The sequence below is a fragment of the Actinoplanes sp. NPDC049316 genome (genome assembly GCF_040677315.1).
In the GTDB taxonomy this organism is placed as follows: Bacteria; Actinomycetota; Actinomycetes; order Mycobacteriales; family Micromonosporaceae; genus Actinoplanes.
Window position 1 is genome coordinate 294,147 of record NZ_JBFAQM010000006.1, and the last position, 13,638, is coordinate 307,784.

General features: G+C 72.7%; 10 protein-coding genes. 6 read left to right on the forward strand and 4 right to left on the reverse strand.

Annotation, left to right across the window (positions count from 1 at the left end; genetic code table 11):
- Position 1: 1 nt before the first annotated feature.
- Genes AB0K03_RS12600 through AB0K03_RS12610 form a run of 3 tightly spaced genes read right to left on the reverse strand, consistent with a single transcriptional unit; the run spans position 2 to position 5,153 of the window.
- Positions 2–685: a GPP34 family phosphoprotein gene (locus tag AB0K03_RS12600; RefSeq protein ID WP_364683627.1), complete on the reverse strand. Its 684-nt coding sequence runs from the start codon at positions 683–685 to the stop codon at positions 2–4.
- Between the two features lie 59 nt (positions 686–744).
- Positions 745–1,671: a GT-D fold domain-containing glycosyltransferase gene (locus tag AB0K03_RS12605; protein WP_364683629.1), complete on the reverse strand. Its 927-nt coding sequence runs from the start codon at positions 1,669–1,671 to the stop codon at positions 745–747.
- The gene (locus tag AB0K03_RS12610; protein WP_364683631.1) at positions 1,668–5,153 is read right to left on the reverse strand and encodes a bifunctional glycosyltransferase family 2 protein/CDP-glycerol:glycerophosphate glycerophosphotransferase; all 3,486 of its coding nucleotides are present in this window, start codon (positions 5,151–5,153) and stop codon (positions 1,668–1,670) included. Before AB0K03_RS12610 ends, AB0K03_RS12605 begins: the two co-directional genes overlap by 4 nt.
- Positions 5,154–5,227: 74 nt before the next feature.
- On the opposite strand from AB0K03_RS12610, the gene AB0K03_RS12615 reads away from it, so the two are divergent.
- Positions 5,228–5,710, forward strand: a complete 483-nt coding sequence (locus AB0K03_RS12615) for an 8-oxo-dGTP diphosphatase (RefSeq protein ID WP_364683633.1) — start codon at positions 5,228–5,230, stop codon at positions 5,708–5,710.
- On the opposite strand, the gene upp is transcribed toward AB0K03_RS12615, so the two are convergent.
- A complete protein-coding gene (gene upp, locus AB0K03_RS12620) occupies positions 5,707–6,339 on the reverse strand; it encodes a uracil phosphoribosyltransferase (protein ID WP_364683635.1) in 633 nt (210 codons plus the stop codon). The two genes, AB0K03_RS12615 and upp, sit on opposite strands and share 4 nt — an antisense overlap.
- Before the next feature lie 62 nt (positions 6,340–6,401).
- Here upp and deoC point away from each other — a divergent pair, with 62 nt between their 5' ends.
- The 5 genes from deoC (at position 6,402) to AB0K03_RS12645 (ending at position 13,108) form a co-directional block, all read left to right on the forward strand.
- Positions 6,402–7,352: a deoxyribose-phosphate aldolase gene (deoC, locus tag AB0K03_RS12625; RefSeq protein ID WP_364683637.1), complete on the forward strand. Its 951-nt coding sequence runs from the start codon at positions 6,402–6,404 to the stop codon at positions 7,350–7,352.
- 5 nt (positions 7,353–7,357) lie between these two features.
- Positions 7,358–8,785: an aldehyde dehydrogenase family protein gene (locus AB0K03_RS12630; RefSeq protein WP_364683639.1), complete on the forward strand. Its 1,428-nt coding sequence runs from the start codon at positions 7,358–7,360 to the stop codon at positions 8,783–8,785.
- Between the two features lie 151 nt (positions 8,786–8,936).
- Positions 8,937–9,737 carry an aldehyde dehydrogenase family protein gene (locus AB0K03_RS12635; RefSeq protein ID WP_364683743.1) on the forward strand — a complete coding sequence of 267 codons (801 nt, stop codon included), beginning with the start codon at positions 8,937–8,939 and terminating at the stop codon, positions 9,735–9,737.
- Positions 9,738–9,834: 97 nt separating this feature from the next.
- Positions 9,835–10,743 (forward strand): DNA primase, encoded by a 909-nt coding sequence (locus tag AB0K03_RS12640; RefSeq protein WP_364683641.1) that lies wholly within the window; start codon positions 9,835–9,837, stop codon positions 10,741–10,743.
- A 70-nt stretch (positions 10,744–10,813) separates the two neighbouring features.
- Positions 10,814–13,108, forward strand: a complete 2,295-nt coding sequence (locus AB0K03_RS12645; RefSeq protein WP_364683643.1) for a transposase — start codon at positions 10,814–10,816, stop codon at positions 13,106–13,108.
- The last annotated feature ends 530 nt before the right edge of the window (positions 13,109–13,638 follow it).

A 13,638-nucleotide genomic window follows, 5' to 3' on the forward strand; every position in this document is an offset into this window, starting at 1 on the left:
GCTACAGCACCCGGGGGGTGCCCAGGGCCGCGCTGATCGCGCGGCTCAGGGTGGCCACCACCAGCGCGACGCTGGGCCGCACGATCGAGTCCTCGATGTTCGCGCCGCCCGAGAAGCCGGCCCCGCTCGCGATCTGTTCCAGGCGTTCGTGGGCGCGGGCCGTCTCCTCCGGCGGCAGCCGCAGCGCGGGCTCCATGCGGGTCGCCACGAGCAGCGTCGCGAGTGCGGCCGTCCGCTCGTCCGGCACGGCATCGGTGATCAGCGCGTCCGCGAGCCGCTTGCGGATCTCGGCCTCGTACGCCGGGTCGGTGGTCGGATAGCGGTGCACGTGGATCGCGCCGAGCTGGGTCTCGTCGACGTCGCGGATGACGCCACGGGCGACCAGGTCCTCGAGGACCCGCTCGCGCAACCGGTGGCGCAGCCGCTGCACCCACTGCGCGGGGGTGTGCGGCACGTCGGCGGCCGCCTTGGCGAGGACGGCGTCGGCGATCGGTTCCCCCGTCGGGGTCGTGTCCTTCACCACGAGGTTGCCGTCGGCGTACGCGATCCGGCCGGCGAGCGCGAGGTCGACCAGCACGGCCGCGGCCATGCCGAGGTCGAGTCCGATACGGGAACCGGTCGCCTTGCCGGTCTCGTCGTCATACGCGAGGAGCAGGAGCTCCTCGGCGAGCGCGATGGAGGTCATGTCGAAAACGATAGTGGCCGGTGTCACCGGGGCAACCGCCAGAGGGGCCGCCTCGGTGACTACTTCCGGACCACCTCCAGCTCCTCCGGCCACGCGCCGCCGGCGAAGACGTTCGCCCAGCTCTCGCTGATGTGACCGATGTCGATGGCCCAGCGGCCGCGCTGCGAGAGCCAGGCCGCGGCGAGGGTGCCGGCGGGGCCCAGCGCGAACAAGTACAGCCGGCTGGAGTCGCCGGATTCCAGCTCCGGCATGAGCCGGGGAAGGTCGGCGTACGCGTTGGTCGCCGTGGAGTACACGAAGTCGATGGACCGGGCGTTGCCGAACAGCGCCGGCTCCAGATGGAAGCGGGAGCCCTCGCCGGTGACGATCGTGATGTCCTGCCCGTCCCACACGTCACGCCACAGCTCCGCGCCGCGCCGGCCCAGGTGCGAGAAGTAGATCGGCCGGGACACGTGCGAGGTGCCGTACGGGACGATCGGGTTCAGCAGCGGTTTGACCTCCGGCCAGATGTCGTGCCACACCGAGGTCCAGTGCGCGTCGCGGAACGTGTACGGAAACCCGACGAGCAGCCGGTCGGAGTCGTAGCCGTCCATCGCCAGCACCGCGCGCAGGTCCCCGGCCAGCCGGGCGGACCACGGCTGGAAGCGCAGGTTGTACTGCGGCCGGAGCATGATCTTGAGCTCGCCGTCGCCGAACCGGGCCAGGCTCAGCCGGTCGGCCGCCACCCGCCGCATGGTCTCCTCGAAGCCCAGCTGCTGCGCCTGGGTGAACTCGCGGATCTCGGCGAACATCGCGGTCGAGGCGTACGCGCGGAAGCCCTCCAGATACTTGCGCTGCTGCTTGAGCTCCCAGCGGATGTCGTACAGCAGCTCGTTCTGCTTGCGCGCCTCGGTGTTGGCCTCCTTCATGGCCTTGAGCAGGCGCGGATCCGCGGCAGGGCCGGCGATGCGGCGCTTGATGAGCTTCTTGGTGCGGTCCCAGATCATCGGCTCCCCTTCTCTGCGGCCCCGAGCATGCGGTCGGCGAGCTTGGCGGCGGCGTGGCCGTCGTCCAGGTCGCAGGCCTTGGCGGCGAACGCGCGGTAGCGGTCGGCGTACCGGGCGGCGATCGCGTCGACGTCCCGGATCGCGGCGACGACCTCCGGCGACGTGGCCAGCAGCGGTCCGGGCGCCTCGGCCTCGAAGTCGAAGTAGAACCCGCGCAATTCGTCACGGTAGTACGCCAGGTCATATGTGAAGAACAGCATCGGCTGTCCGGTGTTCGCGAAGTCGAACATGACCGAGGAATAGTCGGTGATCAAAATGTCGGCTGCCGCCAGCAGGTCGGCCATGTCCGGGTACGCGGAGACGTCGTAGACGAATCCGTCACCGTCGCCGGGGATCTCGTCGAGCACGTTGGGGTGCCGGCGGACCAGCAGGGCATGGTCGGCGCCCAGCTTCTCGGCGGCGTCGCGGGTGTCGAGCTGCATCGAGATGCGGTACTGGCCGCCGCTGTACTCGTCGTCGCGCCACGTGGGGGCGTACAGGACGAGCTTGCGTCCCGGCGGGATCCCGACGACGGCCCGGACCCGCTCGGCGATCTCCTCGCGGTCGCGGAACAGCACGTCGTTGCGCGGGTACCCGATCTCGAGCAGCTCGCCCTCGTAACGGAAGGCGCGGCGCAGGATCGGCGAGCTGAACGTGTTGGGCGAGACGAGGAAGCTCCAGTTGGGCGCCTCCTGGGCCAGCTTCTCCAGGTAGCGGCGGTCGGTGAAGCGCACGTCGGCGATGTCGAAGCCGATCCGCTTCAGCGGGGTGCCGTGCCAGGTCTGCACGACCACCTGACCCTCCCGGCGGCGGAACCACTCCGGCAGGTGCTGGTTGGTGACGATGTAGCGGGCGGTGGCCAGCGCCTCGTACCAGCGCCGGCTCCACAACGGTACGACGTCGGCGGTGTGCGGCACCGGCGCCTGCCCGTCGACCGACACCCACAGGTGTTCCAGCCGCAGCCCACGCGCGACGAGCTCCTCGTGGACCGCGCGCGGGCTGTCCGAATACTGCCGGCCGGTGAAGCTGTTGTAGAGCACCAGGTCGCGCAGTGGTTTCTCCCGCAGCGCCGGGTAGTGCCGGTCCCGCAGCCGGGCCTGGTTGCCGCGGCCGCGTTCCTCGTCGTCGAGCGCCGAACGGATGCGCATCACCACGCGCTCGTCGGCGAGCCGCTCCAGCGACACCCGGGGCGCGTCCCCGGCCAGCGGCAACGGCAGGGCGTCCAGGGCGCCGGCCGTCGCCGGCAGCGGCTCCACCGGGCCGCCGGCGGTGCGGCAGAGGACGTTCCAGGTGCCCGTACGCATCCGGACCGGCGTGCCGAAGTGCTCCACGGCGACGGGGTCGACCTCGGCGTGCCAGGTGTCGCCGTCCACGCGTACGGGAAAAGCCTTGGTCTCGCGGGCGTTGGCCGGGCGCAGCACCAGCTCGAACTCCCCCGCGCGACCGTGCAGGCGCCCGCTGAACCGGAACTGCCGGGCGGCGGTGGTCACCTCGGTCAGCACGGGCCCGGTCGGCAGCGCCACGAGCACCGGCTCGCCGGTGTCGCCCGCGTGCACATGAACGGTCCGCGCGCCGAGGCCGATCGGCTCCCACCCGGCACCCTCCGCGAGCGCGAGGACCAGCTCGCCGCTGCGCTTCGTCCCGGCGGCCAGCCTGATCGTCCACCGGTCCGCCGGCTCACCGACCCGCAGCGGCGGGTACGCGACCCCGTCGCGCTGCAGATCCCCCACGGGAATGCCGAAGGTGAACCGATCCCCGTCGGCTTGCAGCGGATATCGCCGCCACACCAGCCCGTCCACCCGCGACAGGATCGCCGTCGTGGGCTCACCCGCGGCGAACCTGCCCGCGACGACCAGGGCGTCCCCGTCGTGACGGACGGAATCCAGGACGGCCCCGACGTGATCCACCTTGAGGCGCAGCCGGCCGGCCGAGATGAACGGCGTGACCCGCACGTCGCCGAACCGCCGGGCGGTCAGCCGTACCGGGGTGGCGGGCTGACCCATCTCCAGCGAGCCCTTGCTCTTGCGGCCCAGGCCCACGACCCCCGTCACGATCGACCACTCCGCGTCGCGCCAGGCGCCCTCGGGCGTACGCAGCGCCTGCGGGTCGATGATCGCCTCGAAGCCGGACCAGTCGTACGCGGTCTGCGCCGAGCCGTGGTCCGCGGTCGCGTCGATGCACCGCCGGTTGATCAGCGGGGTACGCCGGGTCCGGCGCCCGCCCGCCTCCTTGAGCCAGATCAGCCGCGAGGTGCTCCACGGGTGCGCGGCCGACTGGCCCGGGATGAACGCGTGACCGCGGATCCGCAGCTTGCCGTCCTCCCACGCCACCTCGTGCACCTTCGTCCGCGGGCGCGGGGTCCCCGCCGCGAACAGCTCGGGCGGCAGCTGCGGCAGCTTCGCGTGATAGAGGTCCATGTCGTGGTAGCGGCGCAGGCCCCGGCGGGCGATCCGGCGCTGCTTGCGCACCACCGGGGCGAGCTCCAGGATCTCCGGCAGCATCCGGTGCCGCACCAGCGTCCAGAGCACCCGCTGGGCGGCCGGCAGCTCGAGGATCGCCTTCGGGTCGACGGTGTCCAGGTACTCGTTCGTACGGTCCAGAAAGATCCGCCGATAGTCGTCGTCCACCCGGGGCAGCACCCGGACGAACAGCATCAGGTCGCTCTTGAGCACCGACTCGTCGTAGAGCCGCTTGATGCCCTCGTGCCCGGATCGGCCGAGCAGGCGGCTCACCGCCCAGCAGCTCTCCAGCCGGTCGAGGAACGCGGGCAGCTCCTCCCGGCGCTGGGTGATCGACTTGTCCGGCCCCTCCCGCTCGCGCCAGTAGTAGACGGGCGCGTCCAGCACGTCGACCGACTTGGCCAGCACGTGCGCGGGGACCGTGACCGGGATGTCCTCGTACAGCACGCCCTCGGGGAAAGCGAAGTCGTGCAGGTCCCAGAAGCTGCGGCGGAAGACCTTGTTCCAGGCCGTACGGTCGCCCAGCAGCGCGGGCAGGTGACTGACATGGGTACGCAGCTTCGTGGCGGCGAACGGCGCGCGGTGCATCGCCGACTGGCTCAGCCCCTTGGTGGTCAGCCGCAGCACGTTGGCGCAGGAGAAGTCCGAGCCGGTCTTCTCCAGGGTGCCGACGAGCAGCTCGGCCGCGTACGGCGCCAGCGCGTCGTCGCTGTCGACGAACATCAGGTAGTCGCCGGTGGCGTGCCGGGTGCCGGTGTTGCGGGCGGCGCCCAGCCCCGCGTTCTCCTGGCGGATCAGCCGGAACCGGGGGTCGCGGGCGGCGAACCGTTCGGCCACGGCGGCGCTGTCGTCGGTCGACCCGTCGTCGACCATGATGACCTCGAGCTCGTCCCGGTACTGCCCGGCGAGCGAGCCCAGACACTCGTCGAGATAGGGCGCGACGTTGTACACGGGCACGACGACGCTGAGAACCGAACTGGCCATTCGGGCAGGATATGCAGCGTCGGCAAGGCCCGTCGGCGCATCGGCGGGAACTCCACCCCTTAAGGTTGGCGGCCGTGCAGGCGACCCTCGCGACCCTCGGCTACGTGCTCTCCCCGGACGGCCGGGAGGTCCTCATGATCCGGCGCGACACCCGGCCGGACGACATCCACTTCGGCTACTACAACGGGCTCGGCGGCAAGCTGGAGCCGGACGAGGACGTCGTCGCCGGGATGCGCCGCGAGATCCGCGAGGAGGCCAGGCTGGAGTGCGGCGCCGTCGACCTCGCGGGCACCGTCTCCTGGCCCGGCTTCGGGCGCAACGGGGAGAACTGGTTCGGCTTCCTCTTCCGCATCCCGCGGTGGTCGGGCACCCCGCTGTCCGGCAATGAGGAGGGCAGCCTGCACTGGGTGCCGGTGGCGGACATGCTGGCGGGCCGCGTACCCATGTGGGAGTCGGACCGCCATTTCCTGCCGCTCGTCTTCGCCGAGGACCCGAAGCCGTTCCACGGCGTCATGCCGTTCCGCGACGGCCGCGCCCAGAGCTGGTCCTACAGCTAGAACCGCGGCATGCCGCCGAACTGGCGGTCGCCGGCGTCGCCCAGGCCGGGGACGATGTACATCTTCTCGTTCAGGCCCTGGTCGATGCTGGCCGTGACCAGCCGCAGCGGCAGCCCCGACTCCTGGAGCCGCTGGATGCCCTCGGGCGCGGCGAGCACGCAGCAGATCGTCACGTCGGTGCAGCCGCGGTCGACGAGCAGCTGGCAGCAGTGCAGCAGCGAGCCGCCGGTGGCGACCATCGGGTCCAGGACCAGCACCGGCAGCCCGGAGAGGTCACCCGGCAGCGACTCCATGTACGCCCGCGGCTCGTACGTGTCCTCGTCGCGGGCCAGACCCACGAAGCCCATGGACGACTCGGGCAGCAGGGCCAGCGCCGAGTCGGCCATGCCGAGACCCGCGCGCAGCACCGGGACGATCAGCGGCGGGTTGGCCAGCCGGGTGCCCTGGGTGGGCGCGACCGGGGTGGTGATCGGGTACTGCTCGACGGCGAAGGCGCGGGCGGCCTCGTACACGACCATGGTGGTCAGCTCGTGCAGGGCGGCGCGGAAGGTGCCGGAGTCGCTCTCCGAGCGCCGCATGGCGGTGAGACGGGACTGGGCCAGCGGGTGATCAACGACGAGTACGTCCACGCCGCTCAACCTACCGGGGCTATCCAAGATCAACTGTCGGTGGGCCGCGTAGAATCCCTCTCATGACAGCGACAACGACGTCGAGGCTCCCCGGCGTGTCCGGTTCCGCCTTCGATCTCCGATCTTTCCTGCACGGGCTGCCGGGCGTGGACAAGGTCGGGGTGGAGGCCCGGGCGGCGGCGCTCGGCACCCGGTCGGTGAAGACGACCGCCAAGGCGGCCGCCATCGACCTGGCGATCCGGATGGTCGACCTGACCACCCTCGAGGGCGCCGACACCCCCGGCAAGGTCCGCGCGCTGTCCGCCAAGGCGCTGCGCCCCGACCCCGCCGACCCCACCTGCCCGCCGGTCGCCGCCGTGTGCGTCTACCCGGCGATGGTGCCGGTCGCCGCCGAGGTGCTGGCCGGCAGCGGCGTCCACCTCGCCAGCGTGGCCACGGCCTTCCCGTCCGGCCAGGCCCCGCTCGACGTCAAGCTCGCCGACACCCGCGACGCCGTCGCCGGCGGCGCCGACGAGATCGACATGGTGATCAGCCGGGGCGCGTTCCTGTCCGGGCGCTACGACCACGTGTACGACGAGATCGTCGCGGTCAAGGAGGCGTGCGGCGACGCCCACCTCAAGGTCATCCTCGAGACCGGTGAGCTGGGGACGTACGACAACGTCCGCCGCGCCTCCTGGCTCGCGATGCTGGCCGGCGCCGACTTCATCAAGACGTCCACCGGCAAGGTGCCCGTGGCGGCCACGCTCCCGGTCACGCTGGTCATGCTGGAGGCGGTCCGCGACTTCCGGGCCCGCACGGGCCGGCAGGTCGGGGTCAAGCCGGCCGGCGGCATCCGCACCACCAAGGACGCGATCAAATACCTCGTGCTCATCAACGAGACGGTCGGCGACGACTGGTTGAGCCCCGACTGGTTCCGCTTCGGCGCCTCGTCACTGCTCAACGACCTGCTCATGCAGCGCACCAAGCTGACCACCGGCCACTACGCCGGCCCCGACTACTTCACGCTGGACTGATCGAGATGTTCGAGTACGCTCCCGCCCCAGAGTCCCGCGCAGTCGTCGACATCGCCCCCTCGTACGGCCTCTTCATCGACGGCGAGTTCGCGCCGGCGGCCTCGTCCGGCGGCGTCTTCAAGACCGTCAACCCGGCCACCGAGGAGGTCCTCTCGGAGGTCTCCACGGCCGGTCCCGAGGACGTCGACCGGGCCGTCGCCGCCGCCCGCCGCGCGTTCGGCTCCTGGTCCGCGCTGCCCGGCGCCGAGCGCGCCAAGTACCTGTTCCGCATCGCCCGGATCATCCAGGAGCGCTCCCGCGAGCTGGCCGTCCTCGAGTCCCTCGACAACGGCAAGCCCATCCGCGAGTCGCGCGACGTCGACCTCCCGCTGGTCGCCGCCCACTTCTTCTACTACGCGGGCTGGGCCGACAAGCTCCGGTACGCGGGCTTCGGCGACGACCCGCGGCCGCTGGGCGTCGCCGCGCAGGTCATCCCGTGGAACTTCCCGCTGCTGATGCTCGCGTGGAAGATCGCCCCGGCGCTGGCCACCGGCAACACCGTGGTCCTCAAGCCGGCCGAGACGACCCCGCTCTCCGCGCTGTTCTTCGCCGACGTCTGCCGCCAGGCCGACCTGCCGCCCGGCGTGGTGAACATCGTCACCGGCGCCGGCGACACCGGGCGGACCCTGGTCGAGCACCCCGGCGTCGACAAGGTCGCGTTCACCGGCTCCACCGAGGTCGGCCGGCAGATCGCCCGCTCGGTGGCCGGCACCCGCAAGCGGCTGACCCTGGAGCTCGGCGGCAAGGCGGCCAACATCGTCTTCGACGACGCCCCGATCGACCAGGCCGTCGAGGGCATCGTCAACGGCATCTTCTTCAACCAGGGGCACGTCTGCTGCGCCGGCTCCCGGCTGCTCGTGCAGGAGTCCGTCGCCGAGGAACTGCTCGACTCGCTCAAGCGCCGGATGGCCACGCTGCGCGTCGGCGACCCGCTGGACAAGAACACCGACATCGGCGCGATCAACTCGGCGGAACAGCTGGAGCGCATCCGTACGCTCTCCGACATCGGCGCCGAGGAGGGCGCCGAGCGGTGGTCCCCGCCGTGCACGCTGCCGGCGCAGGGCTACTGGTTCGCGCCGACGATCTTCACCGGGGTGACCCAGGCGCACCGGATCGCCCGCGAGGAGATCTTCGGCCCGGTGCTGTCGGTGCTCACGTTCCGCACCCCCGCCGAGGCGATCGAGAAGGCCAACAACACTCCGTACGGCCTCTCCGCCGGCATCTGGAGCGACAAGGGCTCGCAGGTCCTCGCGGTGGCCGACAAGCTGCGCGCGGGCGTGGTGTGGGCCAACACGTTCAACAAGTTCGACCCGACGTCGCCGTTCGGCGGCTACAAGGAGTCCGGTTACGGCCGTGAGGGCGGCCGGCACGGCCTGGAGGCGTACCTTGCCTGAGTCATCTTCCGACCGCCCCCGCAAGTCCGGGTCCGACAAGACCGCCGGCAAGGCTGTCGCGGTCCGCAAGGCCTCGTTGGCCAAGACGGTCACCGCGACCCCGGTCTCCGCCACCGCCACCGCCGTCGCGACCCGTTCCACGGCCGGGCGGCTGAGCGTCCGCAAGACGTACAAGCTGTACATCGGCGGCGCCTTCCCCCGCAGCGAGTCAGGACGGACGTATCTCGTGGACGGCGACAACGTGGCGCTCGCCTCGCGCAAGGACGCGCGTGATGCCGTGATCGCCGCCCGCAAGGCCCAGCCCAAGTGGGCCGGCGCGACCGCGTACAACCGGGGGCAGGTGCTCTACCGGGTCGCCGAGATGCTGGAGGCCCGCCGCGCGGAGTTCGTCGCGCTGGGCGTGCCTGCCGCCGAGGTGGACGCGGCCGTCGACCGCTGGGTCTGGTACGCCGGTTGGTCCGACAAGCTGGCCCAGGTGCACGGTGGCGCGAACCCCGTGGCCGGCCCCTTCTTCAACTTCTCCGCACCCGAGCCCACCGGGGTGGTCGGGATCGTGGCGCCGGCCTCGTTCCTGGGCCTGGTGAGCGTGATCGCCCCGGCGATCGTCACCGGCAACACCGTCGTGGTGCTCGCCGCCGCGCCGCAGGCCGCGGTGACGCTCGCCGAGGTGCTGGCCACGTCCGACGTGCCGGGCGGGGTGGTGAACATCCTCACCGGCCACGCCGCCGAGACCGCGCCGTGGCTGGCGTCGCACGACGACGTCAACGCCCTCGACCTGACCGGCGTGACCGACCCGGCGCTCGCGGCCGACCTCGAGCGCTCCGCGGCGGGCAGCCTCAAGCGGGTGGTCCGGCCCGCGGAGGGCGGCACCGACTTCGCGGCCGATCCGGGCCTGGGGCCGATGACCGCCCTGCTGGAGACGAAGACCGTCTGGCACCCCAAGGGCTTCTAGACGGACCGCGGTCGGGTCCCTCCCAGGAGCGACCACTAAGGTGTGTGCCCAGACTCACCCATCCGAACAGCGTGCGAAAACCCATCCGGAGGTCAGCGTGGCCAGCCAGTCTCCCGAAGAGGCCGCGGAGGCCTCGACGGTCAAAGAGGGCCTTTCGGGCCGTGAGCTCTGGGACGAGGTCCGGATCGAGCCGGTGGAGATCGCCCTCCCCGGGGGCGTCGCGCTGACGCTGCGGGCGTACCGGAAGGCCTCGGAGCTCACCCCGACCGAGATCGACACCGACGAGGACGACCCCTTCGAGGCCCGCGAGCGCGCGGCCGCCGCGCGCGCCGCGGAGGAGGAGGAAGTGATCGTCGACGAGGAGTTCGCCGCGCTGGTCGCGGAGGACTCCCCCGGCTCGAAGACCCACCGGTCCGAGGACGGGGTCCTGCGCAACGAGGACGGCGAGGTCGTCGAGGAACCCGACCCCGAGGACTTCAAGGACGAGGAGGCAGAGGCGGCCGCCGACGAGGCAGCCGATGAGGAAGTGCCCGTCTTCCTGAGCCACAAGGGCAGACTTCTCGCGTTCAAGAGCCCCGAGTCGCTGGTCTCCTTCATTCATTCGGGTGCGCCGCACGATCTCGCACAATTGGACACCTGGCCGGTGCTGGCCCAGCGGGTACAGTCGTCCGACGTCGACCCGCTGCCGGAGGACCGCTACGAGCTGGACCTCGTCGTGGAGAACCTGCGCGGCGGGCACGACACCTGGGACCTTCCGCTGCTCATCGCCGCGGGCGAGGTGGCCCGCGACCTGGGTCACGCGTTGCGTCTGAAGCCGGTGATCCTGGCTCTGGCGCCCGGATCGCCGCTCGATGACCTGGACGAGTCCCTCCGGTCCGCGGAGAGTGGCGGAATGGGCGGTTTCTTCGGTCGCCGTAAGCTCCGTAAAATCGGCGCACAACAGGCGAGCCTGGGGTGGCGTTCGGTAATCGGCAAGATCTCTGCCGCTGTGGACTGGCGCGACTGACCCCTCACCAGGGACCATCAGTCCTTGGCCGAAACAGGTCGCGAACAACCCCGGGGAGGAGGACGACGCCGTGGCGCTCGTGCGCGTGTACTGCGGTCTGGCGTCGGCTGATGAGACGGTGCGCTCGGCCTCGGCCGGTTCCGCGCTGACCATCGCCGTGGTGGACGACGCAGGACGGCTGCTCGGAGTTCACGAGATCAGCGACGACCCGGCCGGGTACGCCCAGCTCGGCATGCTGCTCGTCGAACGGACCAGCGGCTTCGCCGAGGCCGCGGTGGCCGCCGACAGCGACGACCACATGGTCACGTCGCTGCTGACCGCCGCCGGGCGTCCCCTCGTGGTGGCCGATGACGACTCGGCCGACGACTTCGCCGAGCGCTTCTCCGACGACGAGTCCCCCGAAGAGATCGCGGCACCCCCGGCCGCCCGCCGCGCCGTGGGCCTCGCCCGGGCGCTGCAGGCCGGGGCCATCGCCGCCGTCACCGTCCCGACCCCGCGCGACCTCGTCAGCTACAAGCCCGTCCTCGCCGCCCACGTCGCCATGCTGAACGGCCGGTACGCGTCCGCGATCGCCCTGCGGGAGGTGCTGCGCGAGCTGTATCCGGCCGCGCTGCGGGCGTACCCGGACCCGGCGCACCCGCTCGCGCTCGCCGTCCTCGACGCGCTGCCCGAGCCCGGCCGCCTGACCAGCCGCAACGCCGACCCCCACCAGGTCGCCGAGGAGGTCGCCGCCGAGCTCACCCGGGCCGGCGCGGGCACCGAGGACCAGGTCGTCGCGGCCGTCACCGCGCTGGTCGTGGCGATCAACGAGTCCCCCCGCCGCGGCGGCGTCAACAAGTCGCTCGCCCCGGCCGCCGCGGACACCGTCCGGCACGCCATCGGCGCGGTCAAGTCCTGTGACTCCGCCTGCGAGGCGCTGGTCGGCACGCTCGCCGCCCGGGTCAGCCAGCAGGCCGCCAACCCGGTCCCGGGGCGCCGCCAGGCCGGATCCCGCCGCGCCGCCGAGCCCGCCGCGGCCGGCCTGTCGTCGGTCCGTCCCGGCGACACCGGCACCCGCCTCGGCCGTCCCGGCGACACCGGCACCCGCCTCGGCCGTCCTGGCGACACCGGCACCCGCGTCGGGCGCCGCGGCCGTCCCGAGCCCGCCGCCGCGGGCAGTGGCCCGGCCACGCCGCGCCCGATCACCACGCCGCCGGTCGCGCCGGATCCGATCATGCCGCCCCCGATGGCGCCGCGCCCGGTCACGCCGCCGCCGGCCGCCCCGGCCGCGAGCCTGCCCACCCGCACCCCGGCCGGTGGCCCGGCCAGCCGTCCCGTGTCGGTGCCGCCGCCCCCGCCGGGCATGACCCCGATCACCCCGGGCGCCCGTCCCGGCACGTCGCCCGCGCGACCCACGTCACCGGCCTCCCGCCCGTCGTCGGTCCCGCCGGCCGACACGGGTCAGCCGTTCCGCCCCACGCTGACGAACGCGGCCATGAGCAGCGCCCGCGCCGAACGCCAGCGCACGGTCATCCCGCCGCGGCCCAGCACCCGTAACGGGTCGGCCTCCACGCCGGGCGCCACCGACTTCTCGCTACCCATGCCCGCCCAGCGCAGCGCCGCCGAGACCCCGGAGCCGGGCTCCCGCGCCAACTGGCCGCTGCTCAACACCTCTGACGACGCGGCCACCCCGCCGCCCGCCGCGGTCAGCAGCCCGCCCGCCGACGGCCGCGTGAAGCCGCCGTGGCAGGACATGCCGAAGGAACCGCCGGCGCTGCGCCTCGTGGAATCGGGCCTCGGCGGCCTCGAGAGCACCCCGCCGGACGTCACCGCGATCACCGACCCGCCGCCCCTGCGCCTCGTCGACGACCGCGCCCGCAACGGCCGCGCCACGGCCCGGCGCACCGCACCCACCCTCACGGCCCTGGACCGCAGCACCACCCCACCGGTCCCGGCCGAGGGCGACGGCGACCTGCTCATCTTCGCGGCCGCCCGCTCCGCCTGGTTCACCGGCCACGACGAAGCAGCCCCCGCGGCGGACCTGGACTGGAGCAGCCCGATGGACACGGGCTGGCGGGCGGCCGAGAAGGCCTCCGCCCCCGAGATCGCCGCCGAGACGTCGGCCGGCCTGCCCAAGCGGGTCCCGCAGGCCAACCTCGTCCCGGGCTCCCCCCTCCGCGAGGAACGCCCCCTGCGCATCGTCCGCGACGCGGCCAGCATCGCCGCCCACACCACCGGCTACTTCCGCGGCTGGCGCCGAGGCCAGGAGATCGGCGGCTACGCGATCGGCGGCCGCCCTGGCCGCGAGGCCGCGGGTGGCTGGGACTTCAGCCGCGACGGCCAGGAGTCCGAGGACTACCGCAACGCGGGCTACCCCAGCCGCTGACCGCGACGGGTGCGTCGCTCGGCTCCGGTTTCCGCCTCCCGGCCTGCGCTCCTTGGCCGATCCGTGGGCCCGCGGGCTGCGCTTTGCGTTCCCCCGGCGGTGGTTGACGGCTCGCCGGCCGCACTGCGCCGGTCCGCGGCCAACCCCTCGGGGCGGCCCGCACTGTGTCCGCCAGGGGCCCACCCACGCGCTTCGGGCTGACTTAAAGCCCCTGGCCGCACTGCGCCCGCCACCGGCCCATGCCCCGCGCTTCCGACCGGCTCACGCCGGCGCCGCGCTTGTCGCCCAGGCACGCTTGTCGCCCAGGCACGCTTGTCGCCCACCACCAGCCCACCTCACGCCCCCGACCGGCTCACACCGCTGGCGCGCTTATCGGCCTGGCACGCTTATCGGCCTGACGCGCTTATCGCCCTGGCGCGCTTATCGCCCTGACGCGCTTATCGCCCACCACCAGCCCGCTCCCGCGCTCCGGCCGGCTCACGTCGAAGGCCCCTCGCGCCTCGGGCGGGCCCGCCCGCCGGCGCCGAGCG